Source organism: Streptomyces sp. R818, assembly GCF_056172735.1.
Map to the genome: position 1 here is coordinate 109,339 of NZ_JAOCNE010000006.1, position 22,326 is coordinate 131,664.

Sequence of the window (22,326 nt, forward strand, 5' to 3'; positions counted from 1 at the left end):
CATGGCAGTGACCATCGACGTCTCCAGCCGTGGCCCGATTTTCGACGGCCGGGCCCGCGCTGCGGCGAACGCGTACGTGGACCGGCTGGAGCGGGACCTCGCGGAGACCGGTGTCGAACTCGTCCGCGAGGAGCTGCACAAGGTCCTGAAGCACCCGACGGGCTACTACGAGTCTCGGATCACGGTGGAGCGCGGGCACATCGTCACCGACCAGGGCGTCGTCTACGGGCCGTGGCTGGCCGGGCTGGGAAGCAGGAACTTCCCGGTCACCCGGTTCAAGGGCTACGAGCACTGGCGGCGCGCGGTCGAACGGCTCCGTGCCCGGAAGCGCAGCGTCGCCGAGCGGCTGCTCCGCCGGTACGTGGGGAGGATGTGATGGACGTCCTCGGTCTCCTCGACGGCGTCGAGTCCCACGCTGCCGCGTCCGGCTGGTTCGAGCGGGTCAACGGGCACGAGCCCAAGTCGGCGCCGACGACGGGCGGGCTGACGGCTGCCGCGTGGGTGGACTCCGTCACCCCCGTCAACTCGTCGGGTCTGGATTCGACCACTGCCCGGGTGCTGGTCATGGTCCGTCTGTACTCGCCGCTGTCCGAGCCCGAGGACGCGATCGACCGCAACCTCATGGCCGCGATGTCGGACCTGTACGCGGCGTACTGCGGCCACTTCACCCTCGGCGGCCTGGTCCGCCAGATCGACATTCGCGGCGCGCACGGCGTCGCCCTGTCCGCGCGGGCGGGCTACCTGGAGCAGGACAGCGCCGTCTTCCGCGTCTTCACGATCTCCGTGCCCTTGATCTGCAACGACCTGTGGGAGGAGGCCCCGTAATGGGAAAGCAGTCCGGTCTCGGCGACGCGTTGTACATCGCGGGCTATGACCTATCCGGCGACATCCAGTCCCTCGGCAACATCGGCGGCGGCCCCGCCGCGCTGGAGGTCACCGGCATCGACAAGAGCGCGCCCGAGCGCATCGGCGGCCTGCGCGACGGCCGCCTCCAGATGACCAGCTTCTTCAACCCGGGCACGCTGCCGGATCGCTCGCACGCCCGGTTCAAGACGCTGCCCACCAGTGATGTCATCGCCGCGTACTTCCGTGGCACGGCGCTCGGCGGCGCCTCGGCGAACATCGTCGCCAAGCAGATCGGCTACGACGGCAACCGCGGGGACAGCGGAGAGTTCACATTCGCTGTCGAGGCGCAGGCCAACGCGTACGGCCTGGAGTGGGGCCGGTCCATGACGGCCGGGAAGCGGACCGACACCACCGGCACGAACGGAGCGAGCGTCGACTTCGGGCCCGGCTCACCGCCTCTCTTCAACGGCGCTGCGAACTTCGGGCTCCAGGCGTACCTCCACGTCTTCGCCATCACCGGCACCAGCGTCACGGTGAAGCTCCAGGAGAGCTCGGACAACGGCGGCGCCGACACCTGGACCGACGTCGTAGGCGGCTCGTTCACCGCAGCCACGGGCGTGGGAGCACAGCGCATCGAGACCGCCCGGAACCAGACCGTCGAGCGGTACCTCCGGGTCGTCACGACGGGGACCTTCACCTCGGCCACCTTCGCAGTGTCGGTGGCCCGCAACGACGTGGCGGTGAACTTCTAGATGCAGATGAACCGAGTCGACCGGCTGCTTCTCGCCCCCGAGGCGTACCAGACGTACAGCATCACGCAGCCCAAGGACACCAGCGTTCGCGCCGCCTGCGAGCAGGTCGGTTGCGCGGCATGGCGGCAGGGCTGGGAGTCGGCGATCGACGAGACAACGCAGCTCGGCCAGAGGCAGGCCGCGTACATCCGGCAGTCGTCGGGCCGCACGTTCCACGAGATGAAGCGCGCCGACGGGCTGACCGTCTTCCGCTTCGACAGCGGTCAGCGGTGCTTCACCGAGCACAAGACCCGACCGGAGATCTACGCGGTCCGCGACGGCGACTGGCGCGCGAACCCGACCGGCAGGACCCGCACACATACCCGGGCGATCGACTGGGTTGAGGACTTCGGCGAGCACCAACTCCGCCTCGTCGACCAGCAGAAGGAGGGCTGATCATGGCCAAGGAGAACGGGCTCGGCTGGACCACGTGCAGCGTCGATGACGCGGCGGGCACACCCCGGGCGATCAAGAACGACGTGACCAACTTGCAGTTCGCGACGCCGCGTGCGGTGCAGGACGTCACTGGTATCGACAAGTCGGCCATGGAGCGGATCCTGCTGCTTGCCGACTTCAGCGTCACCCTGAACGGTGTCTTCAACGACGCCGCGAACCAGGCCCACGACGTCTTCAAGACGATCCCCTCGACGAGCGTCGCCCGCACCCTGAGCCTCACCGTCTCCGGCCAGACCCTCAACAACGAGGTGCTGCTCACGGACTACCCGCTGTCCCGCTCGGACTCGGGCGAACTCACCTGGGCTGTGCCGGGCGTACTCGCCGACGGTGTAGTACCTACCTGGACTTAGTAAAACCTCTGGGCAGTGCCCAATAGGATTGGGTCATGCGAATGGCCCAATGCCACCCCGACAGGCCGCACCACGCAAAGGGGCTGTGCAGCCTCTGCTACCAGCGGCAATACGACAAGTCGCGCTCTAGCGAACGCAGGAGGAAGGACCCGAGTGAGTACGCAACGAACTACCGCGTCCCGCCGGTCAAACCGGCTCGGGTTCCTGACTGCCACCCTGACCGCAAGCACCGCGCCATGGGGATGTGTAACGCCTGCTATCAGCAGGCTCGCCGACAGGCAGGAAGCGGCAACGCCACCTGCCACCCCGACCGCCCGGCCCTGGCGCGAGGGCTGTGCCACCAGTGCTACTCCCGCGAGCGGTATTGGGATGACCCCGAGAAGTTCCGCGACGAAGCACGCAGGCATGGCGCTCAGAAGCGCCGACAGGTCCGGGACGAACTGGTGGCGGCGTACGGAGGCCGCTGCGCCTGCACGAACTGCCCGGAAACCAACCCGGCATTCCTCACCCTTGACCACGTCAACGGGGACGGGAAGGCCCATCGCCTGGAAATGGGGAGCCACACCTACGCCGACCTGCGACGGCGAGGCTGGCCCAAGGACGGCTACCGCCTCCTTTGCTGGAACTGCAACGCGATGACACGCGGCGGGCGTAGCTGCCCTCACGAGAACAGGAACTGACCATGGGCTACCGACCGAAGAAGAAGGTCTTCGACCTGAAGTTCACCGACCCGGAGATGGAGGGCCTGGAGGTCAAGCTCCGCGGCCTGAACACGGGTGAACTCCTCAAGGCCGACACCGCGCGCGCGGAGGGCACGGACGAGCTGATCAACGAATTGCTGGAGATGTACGTCCGGCAGCTCGTCTCCTGGAACATCGAGGACGAGCAGGGCCAGATCCTGCCGATGACGATGGAGTCCGTGCTCAGCCTCGACTTCGAGTTCAACATGAAGGTCATCGACGCCTGGAAGGACGCCGTCGCCGGGGTCCCCACCCCTTTGGACAGCGACTCGCCCAGTGGCGTGCCGTCCCTGGAGGCGTCGATTCCGATGGACGTCCCCTCCGAGAGCCTGGCGAGCTGACCCACGCTCGCACAGTCCTGGCGCTGTGCGAGCGGTTCCACTGCCTTCCCTCACAGCTGTACGCCGAGGACCCCGAACTCTTGCGGCTGCTCCGCATCGTCGACCTCGGCACCCCTGACGCGCCGGACCCGGAGGTGAGCCATGTCTGATGACGTAACGATCACAGTCACCGTCAACAACCAGACGGCCGCCGGGTTCCGGGACATCAACGGGACGCTGCGCGACGCGCGCGGTCGGTTCGCCGCGGATGCCGGCGCGATGTCGACGGCGTCCAATCGGTTGCAGGGCGCGGCCGTGGACCTGAAGGCGTCGCTGCTCTCGCTGGCTCCGGCGCTGATCCCGGTGGCGGCGCAGGCGGCGCCGATCGTGACGGGTCTGGGTGCGGCGGGCGCGGCGGCGGTCGCGTTCACGGCTGCGGTGGTGCCGCAGATCAGCACGATCAGCGAGGCGGTCAAGGCCCACACCGAGTATGAGGCCGAGGTCAAGAAGAGCGGCGCCACCTCGGAGGCCGCGGTCAAGAAGCAGGCCGAGTACGCCCGCCAGATGGCGGAGATGCCGAGGTCGACGCAGCGTGCGACCGCCTCGTACATGGTGCTCAGCGACGCGTTCAAGGCGTGGTCGGACCGCATGGCCTCCTTCACGATGCGGCCGGTCGAGCAGGGCCTCCAGATCACCACAGCGCTACTGCCGAAGATGTCGTCACTGACGATCTCCGCTTCGCGGGAGCTGACCCGGCTGACGACGCTCGCGGGCGGCGCCGTCGCCTCGCCCGGCTTCGACCGGCTGGCGCAGACCTTCTCCGACTTCACGGACCGCACCCTCGACCGTGCCACCGACGGCGTCGTCCACTTCATGCGCGTCCTGTCCGGCGGCAACGCGTCCGGCCCGTTCACGCAGATCATGCAGTACGCGCGGGAGAACGGGCCCGCCGTCCGCGAGACCATGCAGAACCTGAGCGAGGCCCTGCTCCACGTCCTCGACGCGGCGTCGCAGGTCGGCCCCGGCATGCTCACGATCGTCAACGCCTTCGCACAGCTCGTGTCCGCCGTCCCGGCCGGTTTGCTGGCGAACTTGATGCAGGTGTACGCGGCCTTCAAGCTGATCAGGCTGGCCGGTGTCGGCATTGCTGCCGTCAGTACCTCCGTCGCGGGAATCACCACCAGCCTCACGGCGCTACGCGCTGCCTCTGTCGCGGCGGGCGGTGGGCTCGTAGGGCTTCGAGCAGCGTTCCTGACTCTGGGTACTGCGGCAAAGGCAACCGTCGTCGTGGCGGGCGTTGCCGCTGCCATCGCGGTCGTGGCGAAGTTGGCAACGATGGGCCAGCAGGCGGCGCCGAGCGTCGACAAGCTGACGTCGTCGCTGGGAAATCTGGGCCGTACGGGCAAGGTCACTGGGGAGGCGGCGAAGGCGTTCGGGTCAGACCTCGGTGGTCTGGCTGACAGTCTGCGGATGCTGGCCCGTCCCGACCTCGATCAGCAGATCCGAGGCACGATCCTCGGGATCGCGAACATCGACACGTCGCAGATGTCGGCCGCGAAGAAGGATCTTGACGCGGTCGACAAGTCCCTCGCGAGTCTGGTGAAGGGCGGCAACGCCGACGTCGCGCAGAAGGCGTTCGACCGTCTCGCGTCGGGAATGAAGAAGGGCGGCCTGTCGACGGGCGAGCTGCGGGACCAGCTCGACGATTACAAGAGCGCCCTCGCCGACCAAGCCTTTGAGCAGGAGTTGGCGGCGCAGAGCATGGGCCTCTTCGGTGCTCAGGCGCAGGCGACGGGCGAGAAGCTTGCCGCACAGAAGGCCAGCGCGGATGGGCTGCGGCAGAGCATCGAGGCCCTGAACGACGTGAACCGCAGCGCGTTGGGCGGGATGATCGGGTTCGAGGCGAGCATCGACGCCGCGGCGAAGGCGGCGAAGGAGAACGCTGGCTCGTTGAACATGGTCGGCGGGCAGCTCGACCTCAACTCCCCGAAGGCACAGGCGGCGGCCACCGCCTTGAACGATCTCGCTGCGAAGACGAAGGACGCGGCGACGTCGGCCAGGGAGTCCGGCGCGTCGTGGGAGCGCGTCAACGGGATCTACGCAAGGGGCCGCGAGCAGTTCATCGCGAGCGCCCGCGCGATGGGCCTGTCCAAGAGCCAGGCGGCACAGCTCGCCGCGCAGATCATGAAGATCCCCGCGTCGAAGAGCACCTCAATCAAGATGCGGACAGAGGACGCGGTCGCCGGGCTGAACTCGGTGATCGGCGCGATCAAGCGGGCACCGAACGCGAAGTCGGTGACGGTCCGGGCGTTGACGAAGGACGCCGTGCAGATGCTGCGCGACCTGGGCTACAAGGTCACGCACATGAAGGACGGTCGGTTCAAGGTCACGGCCACGACCGGCGCGGCGCTGGGCAACATTCGCGCGCTCCAAGCGGCGCGCGACCGGCTCCAGAGCAAGAGCATCACCTTCACCACCACGAAGTTGACGATCTTCCGAACGGTGCAGGCGAGCGGCGGCAGCAACCAGGCCGCGAAGAACTACGCCGAGACGTTCCGCGCATTCGGCGGCCCGCTGCCCAGATACGCCGACGGCGGCAACGTGCAGGCGTTCCCGGCCGGCGGCTACGTGCAGGGGCCCGGGTCGGGTACGAGCGACAGCATCGTCGGCCTGTTCGGCTCCGGCGCGGCCGCCCGGGTGTCGAACACGGAGTACGTCGTCCAGTCGTCCGCGGTCAGGAAGTACGGGCTGCCGCTCCTCGAAGCCCTGAACGCGGGAAGGCTGAAGCTCGCCGGGTTCGCGAAGGGCGGTCCCACGCGGGCGCAGCGGATCGCGGCGGCGAAGAAGCGCGCGGCCGACCAGGCAAAGGCGGAGCGGGAGGCGCGCAACGCCGCGCGCGGTGACGTGACCATCTCGCACTTCGGGCGGATGGCGGGCTACAAGAACACCGAGATCCGTGCCGCGCTCGGCAGTCCGACATCGATTGGCCCACTGGTGTCTGCCCTGAACCAGTGGCGTTCCACGATCACGAAGTCGACGCATGGCGGGCAGGAGCGCTCACTTCTGCGGATGCTCGACTCCTACGGCAAGCGGCTCATCTCGCAGGAGCGGGCGCTGACGAAGGTCAACGATCAGCTGGACAAGGCCAAGTCCAAGCTGTCCGACCTGAAGAACGCCGCGTCGCAGCTCGCCGACTCGGTGAAGAGCAGCGTGCTCAGCTCGGCGAACATCACGAAGGGCCCGGGCGACGGCGGCCGCACGACGGTGCAGACGGTCATGGCGGGGCTCACCGCGTCCCGCGACAAGGCGTCGGCGTTCTCCACCGCGCTGGCCGGGCTGAAGAAGAAGGGTCTCTCGTCCGCGCTGATCCAGCAGATCGCCGAGGCCGGAATCGACGGCGGCGGACTGGAGACCGCGGGCGCGCTCATGGGCGCCTCGAAGTCCGAGATCACCAGCATGAACAAGCTCCAGTCGCAGATCGCGAGCAGCGCGAAGTCCGCTGGCGCGACGACCGCCGACTCCGTGTACGGGGCGCAGATCAAGGCGTCGCAGGCCATCGTGACGACGCTGACGAAGCAGCAGACCAAGTTGGAGAAGTCGATGGACAAGCTGGCCGCGTCCATCGAGCGGTCGATGAAGCGGATGATCGGCAGCAAGTGGACGGGCGGCATCACCGGCGCGGCGTCCGGCGGCGCCCGCGGCGGCCTCACCTGGGTCGGCGAGCACGGGCCCGAGCTGGCCCGGCTGCCGTACGGCTCTCGCGTCTACCCGGCGCACACCTCCCGCCGCATGGCGGGCGAGGCGGCCGGGCCCGGCTCGCCGATCATGGCCGTGATCCAGCTCGACGGGCAGACCCTCGCCCGGGTCCTCATCGACCCGCTGCGCGGCGAGGTCCGAAGGGTGGCCGGCGGCAACGTGCAGCGCGCACTGGGATGGGGTGCCTGAGATGGTCTTCCCCCAGACCCCGCTCCCGTTCACCGTCGAACTCTGGTACGACGGCGCGTGGCAGAACATCACCTCGCACGTGCGGCACGGCGACCGCATCCAGATCACGCGCGGGCGGCGCGCCGAGTCCGGCCGGCCAGAGCCTGGCTCGTGCCGCCTCACGCTGTCCAACCGCGATGCCCGGTACTCGCCGGACAATCCGATGTCGCCGCTGTACGGGAAGATCGGCCGCAACACCGCGATCAGGGTGCAGGTCGACGGAGACAGCCGGTTCATCGGCGAGATCAGCACGTGGCCCCCGCAGTGGACCGAGGGCGGCAAGGACGCCTGGGTCACTGTCGAAGCGTCGGGGGTCCTGCGCCGGATCGACGCACGGCGTTCCCCGCTCCAGTCGACGCTCCGCCGCAGGGTGTCCTCTGCCTCGTCGCTGGTGGCGTACTGGCCGATGGAGGACGCAGCGGGCGCGACGTCCGCGTACTCGCCGGTGCAGGGCGTGGCGCCGCTGCGCGTCTCGGGATTCACGTTCGCCGCCGATGACGTGCTGGCCGGGTCCGACCCGCTGCCGTCGATCGCGTCGACCGCGTCCATGGTCGGAGTGGTTCCGGCCCGCACCTCGACGGGGCAGTGGACATGCACATTCCTCGCGAACATGGCCGCTGCGCCCGCCTCGCTGACCCGCCTGTTGGTGATCAACACGACCGGGACGGCGGCGCCACAGGTCGTCCTCGCGGTCAACTCCGGATCGATCCGCCTCAGCGCCCTCGACGCCGACAGCACCGAAACGGTCATGCTGTCCCTGTCGACGCCCGAACTGTACGGCGGCTGGGTCCGCATCGAGATCACCGCGTTCCAGACCGGGGCGAACACGACGTTCCACCTCGGCTGGGTCAACATCGCCAGCGACCGGGCGTACGCCGACAACTACGTGGCAGCGGGCACTTCAGGTGCAGTGACGCAGGTGTCGTCACCGTTCGGCGCAGGTCTGGCTGGTATGCGGCTCGGGCACCTCAGCGTGTTCTCCACGGCCACGACCTTCGTCTACTACGGCGCCGAGCGGGCGTTCGACGGCGAGGCCGCGCACACGCGGTTCCAGCGCCTGTGCCAGGAGGAGGGCATCGGCGTCGCGACCGTCGGCACTGCGTCGGCGGCGATGGGACCGCAGCGCCCCGGCCGTCTCCTCGACCTCCTGTACGAGGTGGCCGACGCGGACGGCGGGATCATCTACGAGTCCCGGGACTCGGCGACGCTCGTCTACCGGACACGGCAGTCGCTGTACAACCAGACCCCACTCGTCGCCCTCGACTACACGCAGCACCTCGTGCCGGGACTCCAGCCCACGTCGGACGACCAGACCACCGTCAACGACATGACGGTGCAGCGGGTGAACGGCAGCTCGGCCCGGTACGTGCAGTCGACCGGCACCCTGTCCGTGCTGGACGCCCCGGCAGGCGTCGGCCGCTACGACCAGTCGACGACCGTCAACGTGTTCTCCGACGACGTCCTGCCCGACATGGCGGCCTGGGCCGTCCACCTCGGCACAGTCGACGAGCCCCGGTACCCGGCGATCCCGCTGAACCTCGCCCGGAACTATGCGCTCGGCTCGTCGCTGGCGCCGATGCTCATGGGCGACAGGATCACCGTCTCCAACACGCCGGCCTGGCTGCCGCCGGGCGGGATCGACGTCCTCGTGCAGGGCATCTCGGAGACGATCGCCTCAACCGAGTGGACACAGACACTCATCGGGTCGCCCGCCTCACCATGGACGGTGGCCGTCGCCGACACGGCCACCTCGTGCGCCGACACCGACGGCGCGCTCCTCGCCGCAGCGATGACCTCCGGCCAGACGACGGCGCTGGTGCACACCACCAGCGGCCTGCCCTGGACGAGTACTCCGGCGGACATGCCGTTCGACGTCCGTGTCAGCGGCGAGGTGCTGCGGGTGACCGCCGTCGGCGCGTCCGCGGCAGACACCTTCACCCGAAGCGTGGCCAGCGGCTGGGGTACCGCCAACACGGGGCAGGCATGGACGCTGTTCACGGGCGCCACGTCGGAGCGGTCCGTGGACGGGTCCCGGGGTGTCGTCACCGTCCCGAACGCGTCGATCTCTACCCCCCGGTTCCAGACGGTGGCGGGCCTGACGCTCGGCGACTGCGAGGTCCGGGTGCGGATCTCGGCGGCGCAGGTGTCGACCGGCGCGGCGATGGTCCCGAGCATCCTGCTCCGGTTCGTAGATGTCGCGAACTTCTACCGGTGCCGCCTGCACTTCTCGCCGGGCGGCGTGACGTCGGTGTCGATCACCCGCGATGTGACTCAGTTGGGCGACGCGTTCCTCCCCTACACCTACACCGCAGGCGACAGCTTCGAGATGCGGGCTCGCCTCGACGGACAGCGGATCCGGATGAAGGTGTGGCCCACCAACTCCACCGAGTCGTCCGCCTGGTCGTACGAGACGACCGTCACCACCAACCCCATCAGCTCCGGCCTCGTCGGCGTCACGGCCTCGGGGTTCGCCGGGAACACCAACGTCAACACGGCGATCTCCTTCGACAACTTCGAGGTCATCACCCCGCAGACCTTCACCGTCACCCGGTCAATGAACCGCGTCGTCAAGGCGCTCCCCGCCGGGGCCGACGTGCGCCTCGCCACCCCCGCCATCGTCGCCCTGTAGGAGGTTCACCCATGGCCCAATGGCCACCCATCCCGGCCGGGAGCCGGATCACGTCCGGGCTCCTCACGTCGATGCTGCCGCAGGTCATGTGGAAGGGCGCCAACACCGACCGGTCGACCGTCACCAGCTTCGTGGACGACCCCGATCTGTTCGCCTCCCTGGAGGCGAACGCGACCTACCACGCGACTTTCTACCTGCACTTCGCCGCCGTCGACCTCGCCCGCTTCAAAACCATGTGGACTGTGCCCGCCGGGGCGACCGGCCTGCGGTCCGCGATGGGCCCCGACCAGGGCGTCGTCCTGTCCGGCACCTCCGCGGGCGGCACCGGCAGATGGGGTGTCCATGCGTTCACGACGTCCGTCACCTACGGCACCCGCGACTCGCCCACCAACCAATGCGCGGCGGTCGAGGACGGCGTCATCACGACCACCTCCGCGGGGACGCTCGCCCTTCAGTGGGCGCAGGTCACCAGCAACGCCACCGCTACCCGCCTCGGCCAGGGCTCCTCTCTGCACCTGCGCCGACTCGCCTAGGAGGCACCCCATGGCAGACATGCCGTACCCGTACTACCGGCTCAGCGCGTCCGGCCGCGACGAGACCGGGTTCACGCTGACCCTCCGCGTCGAGGAGGGCGCGGGCGGGCCTCTGCCCGGGATGACAACACAGTCGGTCCTCGACGGGATCCGTCAGCTCCTCGCGGGCGAGGACGTGAGGACGTCGCTGTCCCGCTCCGAGATCACGACCACCAGCAACCTGTAGAAGGGGGGCCGTCATGGCACCAGCACCAGGAGCAGCGACGTTCGCGAGGATCCTCCGCGAGGAGGGCCTGACCGTCGTCGAGGTCGGCGAGTGGGAGAACCACAACCGAAACAGCAAGGGGCCGTGGGGTCCGATGCACGGGGTGATGATCCACCACACCGTGACCAAGGGCAGCGCGTCTACGGTCGCGATCTGCCGCGACGGGCATTCCAGCCTGCCGGGCCCGCTGTGCCACGGCGTCATCACGAAGGACGGCCGCGTCCACCTCGTCGGGTACGGGCGGGCCAACCATGCGGGCCTCGGCGACGACGACGTTCTGCGGGCCGTCATCGGCGAGACCGCGCTGCCCGCCGACAACGAGGCGAACACCGACGGCAACGCGCACTTCTTCGGCTTCGAGTGCGAGAACATGGGCGACGGCGAGGACCCGTGGCCGGCCGTGCAGTTGGAGGCGATCGAGAAGGCTGCGGCTGCGATCTGCCGCCACTACGGGTGGAGCGAGCGCTCGGTCATCGGGCACCTGGAGTGGCAGCCCGGCAAGGTGGATCCGAAGGGCTTCACGATGGCGTCGATGCGCAAGCGCATCGGGGAGCGGCTGGGCAGCAAGAAGCCGACACCGACCCTGCCGAAGCCGACGCGGCCGAAGGTCAGCCTGAAGGCGCTGAAGAAGGCGGCTGAGCACGACCCGCAGGCCAAGGGCACCCCGGTCACGTACTCCGGGACCCGGACCGTGGAGGCCGCGCTCGTCGATGCAGGGCTGCTCGCGAAGCCGTACTCCGACGGGCACTTCGGGTCGGTCACCGTGACCGCGTACGCGAAGTGGCAGCGCTCGAAGGCTGGCGGCCGCTACACCGGCAAGGCCGCCGACGGCATCCCCGGCCACGACTCACTCGTCCGCCTCGGCAACAAGTACGGCTTCACCGTCACCTCCTGAAAGGACCGATCCGCCATGCGCATCTTCGGAAGAGAACCCGCCCTCATCATCGCGGCCATCTCCGCCGGCCTGTCCCTCGTCGTGAGCTTCGGCTTCGGCCTGAACGCCGAGCAGGCAGGCGCAATCGTCGCCGTCGTCAGCGCCGTTTTCGCCGCCGCGACCGCAGCCATCACCCGCCCCGTCGCCCCGTCCGCGTTCACCGGGCTCGTGGCCGCGGCCGTCGCCCTGCTCGCCGCGTACGGGCTGGAGGTGTCCGCCGAGACCGTCGGCGCCCTGAACGCGGTCGTGCTCGCCGTCCTCGGCCTCATCACCCGCGGGCAGGTCACACCGGCCAAGGCGCCGTCCGCTCCCGCCGCCTGATCGGAGAACCACATGCCCGAGGATCTGTCCGTCGGTGAGCTCGGGCGCAACGTTGATGCTCTGCGCCAGGAGATCCAGGTCATGGCGCAGGGCATCAACCTCCGCCTGGACAAGGTGGTGTCGACCGAGGTCTACAGCCTCCAGTCCGCGTACACCGACCAGCGGATTACCGCGCTGTCGCAGGAGGTTCAGAAGGTGTCCGACGCGCGGGACGTACTGGAGAACGCCTTCGAGGCGTACCAGCTCACCGAGCGGGACCGGCGCGAGCGTGAGCGACAGGCCCGCCTCTACCAGCTCGTCGTCCCCGTGCTCCTGGCGCTGCTGTCGGCGGGCGTTGCGATCTGGGCGGTGGTGGCGCAGTGACCGCGATTCACGGACGGCCGCGCCGTCCGCGGCTTCCGCGTGTGGAGTGGCTGATCGGGCTGACGCTCGTGGTGGTCACCGGATTCCTTGCGGTGCTGACTGTGCTGGTGGTGCGGCAGGCCCAAGACCTTCGCACCGCGAACGCTGCGCGGGACGCGCTTGCCCGGCAGGTGCAGGGGCTCGGGGGCAAACCGGTCGCCGGGCCGCCCGGGAGCCGCGGGACGCCGGGCCGGTCGGTGCAGGGCCCGCCCGGCGCGGACGGAGAGCCAGGTATGCCGGGTGAGGCCGGGAGTCCGGGGCCCTCTGGCCCGCCGGGTAAAGCTGGACCAACAGTCACGCCCTCACCCGGCCCGCCGGGGGCGCGGGGCGAGCGGGGTGCAGACTCGACGGTGCCGGGGCCAGCGGGTGCGGACTCGACTATCCCGGGTCCGGTTGGCCCGTCTGGGCCGCCTGGTCCTGCGGGGCGGGACGGGACGAACGGGACTGACGGCCGGGACGGTAAGGACGGGACGGACGGCACGACGCAGTGCCCGGACGGGTACGCGTGGCAGGCGCCGGCCGACGATCCGGACGCTCTCGTGTGCCGCAGGTCGGGGGCGCCGTCGCCGGAGCAGCCGGGCCCGTCGGACAGTGCGCCGCCTCTGGCGGCTGCGCTTGATCCTCAGCGGCGGCAGTACGCGCTTCGGCGTGGACGGCGTGCGCCCATGCGGTGATGAGCTGCTCGTATTCGGTGCGCTGCTCGGCGGACAGGAATCCACCGGAGCGCAGCATCAGGCGCCGGATCTGCTCGTTCAGCTCGTCTGCGGTGACGGACACGGCAGGACCGTAGCGCCCACTGCTTGATCATGGCCAGAGCATTCCAGGACACCGGCCCCCATCGTCCCCTCGCGGGGCGGTGGGGGCCGCTCTGCCGTGTTTGTGTGCAGCGACAGGAACGGTCGCTATGCTCTGACCATCGCCCCGGGGCCCGAACCCCCGGGGCGCCCTGCTGTCGGGAGTGGAAGCCATGCAGTACTACGTGCGATACGCGATCTTGCCGGACAGCTTCGGACCGGACGACTACGAGTCGGACCAACTGGAGCACCGCGAGCACATGGTCGATCTACCCGCCCCGGAGGACGGCTACGGTCCGGCGATCCCCATCGTGCAACAGGCCCTGGCCGAGACCGTCGGCGCGGGCAACACGGCGCTGGTGCTCGACGTCGAAGCGGTCAGCTAGCGCGCTGCTCGGCGTCTTCCATGCGGGCCCGGTAGTGGGCGTGGTCGCGGGGATACCCGTCGAGCAGAGGCAGCGCCTCCCGAAAGCCCGCCGCAGCCTGGGACCAATCCCCGCACGCGTAGCGGGCATCCGCAGTCTGTAGCTGCGCGCGCACAGGGTCCAGCCAGTACAACCATTCCGGCCGATCTTCAGCATCCGGGCTGCGTAGCGCCAAGTCCCGGGCCTCGTCTGCAAGCCGCCGCGCCCGGTCCCGCTCGCCATAAGCAGCCGCCGCCATCGCAGCCTGGTGTGTCGCTACCGCTTCCGCAGCCGGTGACAGATCGCCGTTTCTGGCCGCTTCCGCAGTACGCCATGCGCGCCTCGGGTCACCGTGCCGCAGCGAGTAGTACGAGCGGACCCGCTGCGCCCATGACGACATGTCTGGGTGTCCGCCGTCGATTGCCCACCCGTGCGCGCAGTCGATCCACGCCAGCGCTGGCCCCCGCCTTCCCTCCTGCCAGGCCACCCAGGACAGCCAGTGCGCGTGCTCGGCGGCGAGCAGCAGAAGCCGGTCCGCGGTCTCGCCGGACGTGTCAGGGATCAGCCGGGTCACAGTGTTGAGCTGCTCGCCCACGATGCGCCACAGGTCCCGGCCGCCGGTCTCGTCCTCGGCCCGCCGGTGGCTGGCCAGTACCTCCGCGATGTACTCGGCGGTGCGTAGGTCTGTTCCTCGCCCTGTCTGGTGGGCGTGCGCGATCCGCTCGTGGAGCTCGGCCGGCGGATCCCACTGGGTGGGAGCCGAGAGGGCGCGTGCATCGGTGAGTTCGTCTGGCACTTGAAGTCCTTCGGTGATGCGGGCCATCACTTCGGGCGTCGTGACGCGGCGTCGGCCGGATTCGATGGCGGAGATGTGAGGCTGTGGCATTCCTACGAAGGGTTCGAGGTCGCGCTGGGTGATTCCGCCTGCGGCTCGCCGGTACTCGCGGAGGATCGCACCCCAGTCCTGGCGCGCCCATGCCGCGCGCAGGCGTGCGTCCGTCCAGAGTCCCCGACTACTCATGGTGGTGACGATACGCCGCTTGATACACAGGCTGTATCAGGTTGGGCGCGGTTCCACCTCATGATGGTCGCTCAGTACAGCCGAGTCGGGTCGGAGAGAGCGATGCAGAGCGTACCCACAGAGCAGACGCAGATGACGATAAGCCAGTTGCTCGATGCCGCCGGTTCCGCTACCCGGACCCGGCCTGAGCCTGAGCGTCGGACGAAGCTGGATCACCAACTCCGTGCTGAACTGCGCCGTCTTATCCCGCTCGTCGAGACCCAGGCGGCGCGGATCGACCACGGGACTCGCGACTGGTACGCCCGCGACAAGGTCATCGACGAAGCCAAGGACGCGCTCAGGGGCGGCTTAAGCCCGAGCAGCCTATCCGCTTGCACGAAACTCGCCGCGCTCGGTCGCGTGGTGCGCGCCCTCGACGAATTCGTGAGCGGTGAAGCGACGTGATCCGGCAGTCCCCGGCCGAGTTCGTGCAGATGCCGCACGTCTGCTTCGTCCGCAAGCCGGGCGAGGCCATGCGCTGCACGCTGCCGCCGGAACACGACGGCGACCATCTGAACGTCTACGCCGGGTCGACGAACTCCGCCGGGATCCGTCCAGGAGCGACGTGGCCGCGGCGCTCGGGTGAGTCGCAGGCCGACTGAAGACTCCCGCAGCATGTGCGGTGCTGCGGGCCGGGCGGCGGCGCGACGCGCAAAGGGGCGCTGCCGCCCACCTCAGGCCCCGCCGTTAGCTCATCGGCGGGTAGGGCGGCCGTCCGGACCCCTGTAAGCCGGACGGCCGCTGAGGATTCCCGCCGCAGCTTGGACGCCCCGCGGCGGGAGGCCCGGCTCGGTACCTCGGCGGCTCCGGGCCGGATGAGGGGTGGCCCCGTCCTGCCGACGGCGGGGCCGCCTCGCTGACTCCCGTGCCCGCCAGCACTGGGCACGGGCGGGCGGCGGCGTGACGGGCAATGGGGCGCCGCCGCCCGACTCAGACGATGTCGCGCAGGTCTGTGCCGAGCGCGCGGGCAATCCTGATCAGCGTGTCCACGGAAGGGGCCTGTTTGCCCGCCTCAATGTTCACCACGGAAGGCCGGTCGATCTCGACGCTCAGTGCGAGGGCTTCCTGGGTCATCTGTGCCTCTGTCCGTACAGCGCGGATGCGGGCGCCCACGGCTCGCCGACGGGCGAGGACCCAGTCAGGCGGAGGGTAGGCAGATGGCACTCTGCCAACCGTTGTATCTCCATGATCGAATGTCTGTAGGGGTACGCCTACATCGGCCCCATATTTCGGTCGGTAACGCAAGGGCAAAGCGAATACAACGCACGTTCGAGTGAATGCCTGCCCGGAAGTGGGCGCCCGGGGCAACCGTCATACACCGTGCATATGACACACGCCCCCACCCATAGCGGCTCTCGCAGTGATGCGGGAGCCCGCGCTCCCCACGATGTACGCGCATCCGTCGGGGGAGTCGCAACCGCTCTGATTCGGTCAGAGCCAGACGCCCCACCCCGTGACCCCGGGTGGGGCGTCTACCGTTTACATCGCAACGGCCCCCGTCGAATCGCTCGACGGGGGCCGTGGCCTGAGGGTGAGACCTCCCCGTCCCGACGCCTCAGGAAGCCGACGAGCGCGCATCTGGCGCGCGTGGGGAGACGCACCAGCCCTCGTCAGGTCTGACTCTAAGCATGATCGGGGCCGGTGCTCACTACCTCGAACGAGTGATGTCGGAAACAAGATCGGCGGGGGGTGTGGATTCCATGTGGATTCTGAGCATGAGCAAGGCCCCCCGTTCGAACAGAACGAGGGGCCTTGAACCTCCCTGACCAGTCATTTAGGTCAGTGCCCCCGGCAGGATTCGAACCTGCGACACCCGCTTTAGGAGAGCGGTGCTCTATCCCCTGAGCTACGAAGGCGGGGTGGCGGAGCAGACCGTAGGGCTGGGCCACCGCCGACAGTGTAGCGGGTGGGTCGGCGCGGGAGATCGGGTTACCGGGGCCTTGCCGTCGTCCTGAGCCGTTCCCGCGCACAGGGCGGCTTCATCACGTACCGCCCCCGCGCGCAGCTCGCCGCCGCCCCAGTCCGCCCCGCACGCACCTTGACGCCCCCCGGCCCCCCGGACATACCGTCCCCGCATGACTTCCCTGGAAGCGTTGCTTACCGCGCCGGGTGCTCCCTTCGCTGTGGGGCGGGGGGAGGACGGGCGGCTCGGGTATGTGGGCGGGCCTCGGACCCTGCGGGAGTTCGTCGAGACCACTTGGGCCTTCGGGGAGGCCCCTTTTCTGATCTCCGAGGACGGGCGGATGTCCTACGGGGAGTTCTTCGCCGCCGCCTGTGCGCTCGCCCGGCGGTTCGTGAGGGATGAGAGTGACGGGGGGTATGGGCTGGCCCCGGGGGACCGGGTCGCCGTCGCCATGGTGAATCGGCCCGAATGGCAAGTCGCCTTCTGGGCCGCCCAGTTGGCCGGGCTCATCGCCGTACCGCTCAATTCCTGGTGGACTCCGGACGAGTTCGCGTACGCCCTTGAGGACTGTCAGCCGGGGATCGTCGTTGTCGACAGCGAGCGGTATGAGCGGATTCAGGGGTGGTGGCAGCGGCAGGAAGGGCGGGACCGGCCCTGGGTCGTTGTCGTGTTCGACCAGGGCGTCGACAGTCGCGTGCGGCCCGCCCGCGTGCAGCTCTATCGCGATCTTCCCGCCCCCGATCCCGCCCTCGGGCCCCCCGACATCCACGTGGCCCCCGAGCACGACGCCACCATCCTCTACACCTCCGGAACCACAGGGCGGCCCAAGGGGGCCGTCGCCACGCATCACGCGCATGTCGGGGCCATCGCCAACCCCCGTTACTTCGCCGCCCTCTCGGCGCTCGCGCGCGGTGTGATGCCGGGGCAGGGGCCCGCGCCCGTCGGGCTGCTGACCTTTCCGTTCTTCCACGTTGCCGCCTTCACCGGGTTCTACGGGGCCATGGCGGCCGGCGGCACGATCGTCACGTTGCGGAAGTGGGATGCAGATCGGGCGTTGAGCCTCGTCCAGGAGCACGAAGTGTCGGCTTTCGGTGGGGTGCCCACCACCGCCCTTCAGCTGCTGGAGCGGGCCGAGGAGGTGGGGGACGAGATGCCGACGCTCACCATGTTCAGTACGGGAGGTGCCGCCGCCCCGCCCCGGTTGGTGGAGCGGCTGGCCGCGCGGTTCGGGGAGCGCGTCGAACCCCGTAACGGGTACGGGCTGACCGAGACGCTCGGCGGCGTCGCCGCCAACTTCGGGGAGCAGTACCGGCGGTGTCCCGAGAGCGTGGGGAAGGTCGCGCCCGCTGTGGAAGCTCGCGTTGATGCGCCCGGGGGTGGCGTCGGTGAGCTGCTGCTGCGCGGGCAGTCCGTCATTCGCGGGTACTGGGGCGACCCCGGCGCCACCGCCGACGCCTTCACCGATGACGGCTGGTTCCGTACGGGGGACCTGGCCGTCATCGACGGTGACGGGCTGATCCGTGTCGTGGACCGCATCAAGGACATGGTCGTGCGGGGCGGCGAGAACGTGTACTGCGTCGAGGTCGAGGCCTGTCTGCACGGGCATCCTGATGTGCTTGAGGCCGCCGTCGTCGGGGTGGAGCACCCTGTTCTCGGGGAGGAGGTCGCCGCCGTCGTACGGGTGCGGGGCGGGTCCGCGACGGACGTGTCCGAGCTGCGGGAGCACGTCGGGAAGACCCTCGCCGCGTTCAAGGTGCCCGCGCACGTCCGGCTCCAGGAGGAGCCCCTGCCGCGCAACGCCACCGGCAAGGTCCTCAAGAGGGAGCTACGGGTGCGGTTCACCGCCAGGACCTAGCTGGGCAGCCCTAGCGGCGCGTCACGTACACCCGGTAGCTCCCCGACCCGTCCGTCCCCGTCACCGAGATGCGGATGCCCTGCTTGCGGTCCTTGAAGACCTCCCCGGGGCGGAACGTCGCGTCGGAGAGTTCCGCGTGGACGTTCGGGCGGCGCGTGCAGCCGCCGCTGTCGGGGGTGGCGTCCTTGACGATGATGGGGCCGCGGCCGGTGTCCACGTCCGCGTCGACCTTGTAGATGAGGACGCCGGGGCGGCAGACCGCCTCGTCGTTGCCGTCCTGGGTGCGGACCTCGATCGCGTAGCCCTTCTTCTCGGTCAGTGGGATGAAGGCCATCTTCGTGCCGCCGCCGTCCTTGGAGAGCGGGGCCAGGAGGTACTCCGAGGTGCCGGAGCGGGACGCGCAGCCGATCTGGGCGTCGTCGAGCCAGCCGAGCTTCCACTTGTGCCAGCCGAGCAGGTCGTTCCCGGCGCCCCAGTCCTCGCTCATGATGTCCCAGTGGCCGACGGCGCCGCCGCCGTCCTGGGTGTAGAGGTCGGGCAGGCCGAAGACGTGGCCGTTCTCGTGGGGCAGGACGCGGTAGCCGGTCTCGGCGTACGAGCCGGAGCCGTCGTCCTGGCGGGAGTAGACGAAGGAGGCGTTCGAGAGGGGGACGCCGTCGGCGACCGGGGCCTCGCGGTTCCCCGCGAAGGTCACGGAGAGGACGGTGTCCAGGGCGGAGGGGCCCGCGTTCGGGGTGACCAGGATGTTCGCCAGGTCGTACGTGCGGAAGTCCACCTCGGGGTCGGCGGCCGCCACGATGTCGTCGACCAGCTCGCGGTAGCCGGGTTCGAAGGGGGCGCCGCGCTCTATCCCGTACTCGGAGAACGGTTTCGGCATCCGCAGCCAGTGTTTGACCGGGGCCTCGGGGACGTAGGTGAGACGGCCGTACGACGCCGTGCGGAACCAGTTCTGGGTCTTCGGGAAGAACTCGGCGAGGCGGTCCGTCGCACTGCCCTCGCCGTGCGCGTCGGGGAAGTCGATCATCAGGTTCAGGGCGTGGACGGTGCCGGTGGAGCGGGCGTAGCCGGAGGAGGTCGGCACGCCCTCCGACATCTGGACGCCGAGCGTGCCGCGGATCATGCAGGGGGCGAGCGAGGCCTCCCGGGCGGGTGCCACCGGGCCCGCCGCCGTCGGTGACGCGTCGAGCAGCCGGCCGGTGCTCGCGGTCATCGTCAGCGCGAGCGCCACCGCCGTGGCCCCGGTGAGCGTCGCTCCGTGCAGGCCCCCGCGTATCCGCCGCCGCTTCCCCTGCCGCATCCGAACCGCCTCACCCTCGGGTCCCTTTCGATCACCCTGTGTCGGGGTGGGGCGGGTCGCGCGCTGGGTGCGCCGTTCGGGGGTTACCGGACGGTAGAGGGTGTGAGGCGGAGTGTGAGGCGGGTCACAGGAATTCGGTGCGGGCCGGGGAAATAAGTGGGGACGGTCTCCCCGTTTAGAAGGGTGTTCGCGTGAAGCGGGGAATCACTCCCCGATTCCGCCCCCACGATCGAGACATACGAGGAGTACGCCGTGGTCACCGCCGCCCCCGCCCAGCCGCAGCGCCGCACCCCGCGCCCGCGGGCCGACGCGTTGCGCAACCGGGAGCGGATCCTCGCCGCCGCGCGCGAACTCCTTGTCGAGCACGGGACCGACCTCCCGCTCGACGAGGTCGCCCGCCGCGCCGGTGTCGGCAATGCCACGCTGTACCGGAACTTCAAGGACCGCGGCGAACTCCTGCACCACGTCGTCCTCTCGGTCACCGACCGCGTCACCGAGCACGCCGACAAGGCGCTCGCCGCGCAGGAGACCGGGGAGAGCAGCGCCTTCGCCGCGCTGCGGACCTTCGTGCACGCCGCCGCCGACGAACGCATCGGCGCGCTGTGCCCGACCCTCCAGAACACCTTCGACAAGGACCACCCGGACCTGCTCGCCTCCCTCGAACGCCTCACCAGCGGCGTCGAGGACCTGCTCGGGCGCGCCCACGCGGCCGGCGAGCTGCGCCCCGACATCGGCGTCGGGGACCTGATGGTGGCGCTCTCCCAGCTCACCCGGCCGCTGCCCGGCAAGGCCTGCCTGGACTTCGACCGCTTCGTCCACCGTCATCTGCAGCTGTTCCTCGACGGCCTGATGGCACCCGCCCGCTCGGAGCTCCCGGGCGAGGCCGCGACCTTGGAGGCACTCCGCAAGGGCTGACCCGCGCGAGGAGTGCGCACCGTCAGGCCGCGCCGCCCCTCACCCGTACCAGACCGATATCTCAGCTTTATTCACGACTTACCTGACGACTTCGCACGCCTCGCCCGGCGACTTACCCGATGACTTCGCACGCCTCGCCCGGCGACCTACCTGACGACTGCTCCCGCCTCGCCTGGCGACTTACCTGACTTCTTGGAGTCCCGCTGTGGGTACCCCCTTGCCGAAAACGGCCCCTCTCATAAGTGACCCGCGCCGCTGGAAGGCGCTCGTCTTCATCGCGCTCGCGCAGCTGATGGTCGTCCTCGACGCCACCATCGTGAACATCGCCCTGCCGTCCGCCCAGACGGACCTCGGCATCTCCGACGGCAACCGCCAGTGGGTCATCACGGCCTACGCGCTCGCCTTCGGCGGCCTGCTCCTGTTCGGCGGACGCATCGCCGACCTGTGGGGCCGCAAGCAGACCTTCATCACCGGCCTGATCGGCTTCGCCCTCGCCTCGGCGGTCGGCGGCGCCGCGCAGAACGAGGCCATGATGCTCGGCGCCCGCGCCCTGCAGGGCCTGTTCGGCGCGCTGCTCGCGCCCGCCGCCCTCTCCCTCCTCGCCGTCATGTTCACGGACGCCAAGGAGCGCGCGAAGGCGTTCGGCATCTACGGGGCGATCGCCGGTGGCGGTGGCGCCGTCGGCCTGATCCTCGGCGGGTTCCTCACCGAGTACCTGAACTGGCGCTGGACCTTCTTCGTCAACATCCCGTTCGCCGCTGTCGCCGCGCTCGGCGCCGTCTTCGTCATCACCGAGCCCGCCGGTGGCCGCAACCGTTCGCCGCTGGACATCCCCGGCGTCCTCCTGTCGACGCTCGGTCTGGTCTCCCTCGTCTACGGCTTCACGCGCGCCGAGTCCGAGGGCTGGTCCGACGCCACCACCGTCGGCCTGTTCGTCGCCGCCGCCGTGCTGCTCGTCGCGTTCGTCGCCGTCGAGGCCAAGGTGAAGCACCCGTTGCTGCCGCTGCGCGTCGTCGCCGACCGCAACCGCGGCGGTGTCTACGCCTCGCTCGGCCTCGCCGTCATCGCGATGTTCGGCCTGTTCCTCTTCCTGACCTACTACCTGCAGATCCAGAAGGGCTTCTCGCCGGTCAAGACCGGCTTCGCGTTCCTGCCGATGATCGCGGGCATGATCACGGGCTCCACGCAGATCGGCGCCCGCCTGATGACCCGCGTCAGCCCCCGCCTGCTCATGGGCCCGGGCTTCCTGGTCGCCGCCCTCGGCATGGGCCTGCTGACCCAGTTGTCGGTCGACTCCTCCTACCCGGCGCTGATCCTCCCGGCCCAGCTGCTGCTCGGCCTCGGCATGGGTACGGCGTTCATGCCCGCCATGTCGCTCGCCACGATCGGCGTCGAGGCGCGGGACGCGGGTGTCGCCTCCGCGATGGTCAACACCTCGCAGCAGGTCGGCGGCGCCATCGGCACCGCCCTCCTCAACACGATCGCGGCCTCGGCCACGACCGCGTACATCGCCGACCACGCGGCCGG

At 69.6% G+C, this 22,326-nt stretch carries 22 protein-coding genes and 1 tRNA gene; 19 read left to right on the top strand and 4 right to left on the bottom strand.

Annotated features, from left to right (window positions below):
- Nucleotide 1: 1 nt before the first annotated feature.
- The 14 genes from N5I75_RS16885 (at nucleotide 2) to N5I75_RS16950 (ending at nucleotide 13,751) form a co-directional block, all read left to right on the top strand.
- Nucleotides 2-376: a hypothetical protein gene (locus N5I75_RS16885; protein ID WP_476678380.1), complete on the top strand. Its 375-nt coding sequence runs from the start codon at nucleotides 2-4 to the stop codon at nucleotides 374-376.
- A complete protein-coding gene (locus tag N5I75_RS16890; protein WP_476678382.1) occupies nucleotides 376-825 on the top strand; it encodes a hypothetical protein in 450 nt (149 codons plus the stop codon). Before N5I75_RS16885 ends, N5I75_RS16890 begins: the two co-directional genes overlap by 1 nt.
- Nucleotides 825-1,598 (top strand): hypothetical protein, encoded by a 774-nt coding sequence (locus N5I75_RS16895; protein ID WP_476678384.1) that lies wholly within the window; start codon nucleotides 825-827, stop codon nucleotides 1,596-1,598. The genes N5I75_RS16890 and N5I75_RS16895 overlap by 1 nt, the downstream gene beginning before the upstream one ends.
- Nucleotides 1,599-2,033, top strand: coding sequence for a hypothetical protein (locus N5I75_RS16900; RefSeq protein ID WP_476678386.1), 435 nt, complete (start codon nucleotides 1,599-1,601; stop codon nucleotides 2,031-2,033).
- Nucleotides 2,034-2,035: 2 nt separating this feature from the next.
- Nucleotides 2,036-2,443, top strand: coding sequence for a hypothetical protein (locus N5I75_RS16905; protein ID WP_476678388.1), 408 nt, complete (start codon nucleotides 2,036-2,038; stop codon nucleotides 2,441-2,443).
- A gap of 682 nt (nucleotides 2,444-3,125) precedes the next feature.
- Nucleotides 3,126-3,524 carry a hypothetical protein gene (locus N5I75_RS16910; protein WP_476678390.1) on the top strand — a complete coding sequence of 133 codons (399 nt, stop codon included), beginning with the start codon at nucleotides 3,126-3,128 and terminating at the stop codon, nucleotides 3,522-3,524.
- Between the two features lie 141 nt (nucleotides 3,525-3,665).
- Nucleotides 3,666-7,448, top strand: coding sequence for a phage tail protein (locus tag N5I75_RS16915; RefSeq protein WP_476678391.1), 3,783 nt, complete (start codon nucleotides 3,666-3,668; stop codon nucleotides 7,446-7,448).
- 1 nt (nucleotide 7,449) lies between these two features.
- Nucleotides 7,450-10,116: a hypothetical protein gene (locus tag N5I75_RS16920; protein ID WP_476678393.1), complete on the top strand. Its 2,667-nt coding sequence runs from the start codon at nucleotides 7,450-7,452 to the stop codon at nucleotides 10,114-10,116.
- A gap of 11 nt (nucleotides 10,117-10,127) precedes the next feature.
- On the top strand, nucleotides 10,128-10,649 hold the full coding sequence (locus N5I75_RS16925; RefSeq protein ID WP_476678395.1) for a hypothetical protein: 522 nt from the start codon (nucleotides 10,128-10,130) through the stop codon (nucleotides 10,647-10,649).
- Nucleotides 10,650-10,659: 10 nt separating this feature from the next.
- Complete coding sequence (locus N5I75_RS16930; protein WP_476678396.1) at nucleotides 10,660-10,875, top strand: hypothetical protein; 216 nt, start codon at nucleotides 10,660-10,662, stop codon at nucleotides 10,873-10,875.
- Nucleotides 10,876-10,888: 13 nt separating this feature from the next.
- Nucleotides 10,889-11,809: an N-acetylmuramoyl-L-alanine amidase gene (locus N5I75_RS16935; protein ID WP_476678398.1), complete on the top strand. Its 921-nt coding sequence runs from the start codon at nucleotides 10,889-10,891 to the stop codon at nucleotides 11,807-11,809.
- Between the two features lie 15 nt (nucleotides 11,810-11,824).
- Nucleotides 11,825-12,169, top strand: coding sequence for a hypothetical protein (locus N5I75_RS16940; protein ID WP_476678400.1), 345 nt, complete (start codon nucleotides 11,825-11,827; stop codon nucleotides 12,167-12,169).
- Nucleotides 12,170-12,181: 12 nt separating this feature from the next.
- Entirely contained in the window at nucleotides 12,182-12,532 is a 351-nt protein-coding gene (locus N5I75_RS16945) for a hypothetical protein (protein WP_476678402.1), read from the top strand.
- Between the two features lie 1,006 nt (nucleotides 12,533-13,538).
- Nucleotides 13,539-13,751: a hypothetical protein gene (locus N5I75_RS16950; protein WP_476678404.1), complete on the top strand. Its 213-nt coding sequence runs from the start codon at nucleotides 13,539-13,541 to the stop codon at nucleotides 13,749-13,751.
- Here the strand turns inward: N5I75_RS16950 and N5I75_RS16955 are convergent.
- Complete coding sequence (locus N5I75_RS16955) at nucleotides 13,744-14,790, bottom strand: helix-turn-helix domain-containing protein (protein ID WP_476678405.1); 1,047 nt, start codon at nucleotides 14,788-14,790, stop codon at nucleotides 13,744-13,746. The two genes, N5I75_RS16950 and N5I75_RS16955, sit on opposite strands and share 8 nt — an antisense overlap.
- A gap of 102 nt (nucleotides 14,791-14,892) precedes the next feature.
- Here N5I75_RS16955 and N5I75_RS16960 point away from each other — a divergent pair, with 102 nt between their 5' ends.
- Both N5I75_RS16960 and N5I75_RS16965 read left to right on the top strand, forming a co-directional pair.
- Nucleotides 14,893-15,234, top strand: a complete 342-nt coding sequence (locus N5I75_RS16960) for a DUF6415 family natural product biosynthesis protein (RefSeq protein WP_476678407.1) — start codon at nucleotides 14,893-14,895, stop codon at nucleotides 15,232-15,234.
- Nucleotides 15,231-15,431, top strand: coding sequence for a hypothetical protein (locus N5I75_RS16965; protein ID WP_476678409.1), 201 nt, complete (start codon nucleotides 15,231-15,233; stop codon nucleotides 15,429-15,431). Before N5I75_RS16960 ends, N5I75_RS16965 begins: the two co-directional genes overlap by 4 nt.
- 328 nt (nucleotides 15,432-15,759) lie before the next feature.
- Here the strand turns inward: N5I75_RS16965 and N5I75_RS16970 are convergent, their stop codons facing one another.
- Both N5I75_RS16970 and N5I75_RS16975 read right to left on the bottom strand, forming a co-directional pair.
- Nucleotides 15,760-15,993 carry a helix-turn-helix transcriptional regulator gene (locus N5I75_RS16970; protein WP_476678411.1) on the bottom strand — a complete coding sequence of 78 codons (234 nt, stop codon included), beginning with the start codon at nucleotides 15,991-15,993 and terminating at the stop codon, nucleotides 15,760-15,762.
- Nucleotides 15,994-16,612: 619 nt separating this feature from the next.
- Nucleotides 16,613-16,685: transfer RNA gene (locus N5I75_RS16975), tRNA-Arg, on the bottom strand.
- 219 nt (nucleotides 16,686-16,904) lie between these two features.
- Here N5I75_RS16975 and N5I75_RS16980 point away from each other — a divergent pair.
- Nucleotides 16,905-18,587, top strand: coding sequence for a class I adenylate-forming enzyme family protein (locus N5I75_RS16980; protein ID WP_476678413.1), 1,683 nt, complete (start codon nucleotides 16,905-16,907; stop codon nucleotides 18,585-18,587).
- A 10-nt stretch (nucleotides 18,588-18,597) separates the two neighbouring features.
- Here the strand turns inward: N5I75_RS16980 and N5I75_RS16985 are convergent, their stop codons facing one another.
- Nucleotides 18,598-19,884 (bottom strand): M6 family metalloprotease domain-containing protein, encoded by a 1,287-nt coding sequence (locus tag N5I75_RS16985; protein WP_476678415.1) that lies wholly within the window; start codon nucleotides 19,882-19,884, stop codon nucleotides 18,598-18,600.
- A 252-nt stretch (nucleotides 19,885-20,136) separates the two neighbouring features.
- On the opposite strand from N5I75_RS16985, the gene N5I75_RS16990 reads away from it, so the two are divergent.
- On the top strand, nucleotides 20,137-20,799 hold the full coding sequence (locus N5I75_RS16990; protein ID WP_476678417.1) for a TetR/AcrR family transcriptional regulator: 663 nt from the start codon (nucleotides 20,137-20,139) through the stop codon (nucleotides 20,797-20,799).
- Nucleotides 20,800-21,091: 292 nt separating this feature from the next.
- Nucleotides 21,092-22,326: MFS transporter (locus N5I75_RS16995; protein ID WP_476678418.1), on the top strand; the 1,235-nt coding region annotated here is incomplete at its 3' end.

Coding starts and splice junctions, on each gene's coding strand:
- N5I75_RS16885 (WP_476678380.1), top strand. CDS start 2: ATGGCAGTGACCATCGACGTCTCCAGCCGTGGCCCGATTTTCGACGGC.
- N5I75_RS16890 (WP_476678382.1), top strand. CDS start 376: ATGGACGTCCTCGGTCTCCTCGACGGCGTCGAGTCCCACGCTGCCGCG.
- N5I75_RS16895 (WP_476678384.1), top strand. CDS start 825: ATGGGAAAGCAGTCCGGTCTCGGCGACGCGTTGTACATCGCGGGCTAT.
- N5I75_RS16900 (WP_476678386.1), top strand. CDS start 1,599: ATGCAGATGAACCGAGTCGACCGGCTGCTTCTCGCCCCCGAGGCGTAC.
- N5I75_RS16905 (WP_476678388.1), top strand. CDS start 2,036: ATGGCCAAGGAGAACGGGCTCGGCTGGACCACGTGCAGCGTCGATGAC.
- N5I75_RS16910 (WP_476678390.1), top strand. CDS start 3,126: ATGGGCTACCGACCGAAGAAGAAGGTCTTCGACCTGAAGTTCACCGAC.
- N5I75_RS16915 (WP_476678391.1), top strand. CDS start 3,666: ATGTCTGATGACGTAACGATCACAGTCACCGTCAACAACCAGACGGCC.
- N5I75_RS16920 (WP_476678393.1), top strand. CDS start 7,450: ATGGTCTTCCCCCAGACCCCGCTCCCGTTCACCGTCGAACTCTGGTAC.
- N5I75_RS16925 (WP_476678395.1), top strand. CDS start 10,128: ATGGCCCAATGGCCACCCATCCCGGCCGGGAGCCGGATCACGTCCGGG.
- N5I75_RS16930 (WP_476678396.1), top strand. CDS start 10,660: ATGGCAGACATGCCGTACCCGTACTACCGGCTCAGCGCGTCCGGCCGC.
- N5I75_RS16935 (WP_476678398.1), top strand. CDS start 10,889: ATGGCACCAGCACCAGGAGCAGCGACGTTCGCGAGGATCCTCCGCGAG.
- N5I75_RS16940 (WP_476678400.1), top strand. CDS start 11,825: ATGCGCATCTTCGGAAGAGAACCCGCCCTCATCATCGCGGCCATCTCC.
- N5I75_RS16945 (WP_476678402.1), top strand. CDS start 12,182: ATGCCCGAGGATCTGTCCGTCGGTGAGCTCGGGCGCAACGTTGATGCT.
- N5I75_RS16950 (WP_476678404.1), top strand. CDS start 13,539: ATGCAGTACTACGTGCGATACGCGATCTTGCCGGACAGCTTCGGACCG.
- N5I75_RS16955 (WP_476678405.1), bottom strand. CDS start 14,790: ATGAGTAGTCGGGGACTCTGGACGGACGCACGCCTGCGCGCGGCATGG.
- N5I75_RS16960 (WP_476678407.1), top strand. CDS start 14,893: ATGCAGAGCGTACCCACAGAGCAGACGCAGATGACGATAAGCCAGTTG.
- N5I75_RS16980 (WP_476678413.1), top strand. CDS start 16,905: ATGACTTCCCTGGAAGCGTTGCTTACCGCGCCGGGTGCTCCCTTCGCT.
- N5I75_RS16985 (WP_476678415.1), bottom strand. CDS start 19,884: ATGCGGCAGGGGAAGCGGCGGCGGATACGCGGGGGCCTGCACGGAGCG.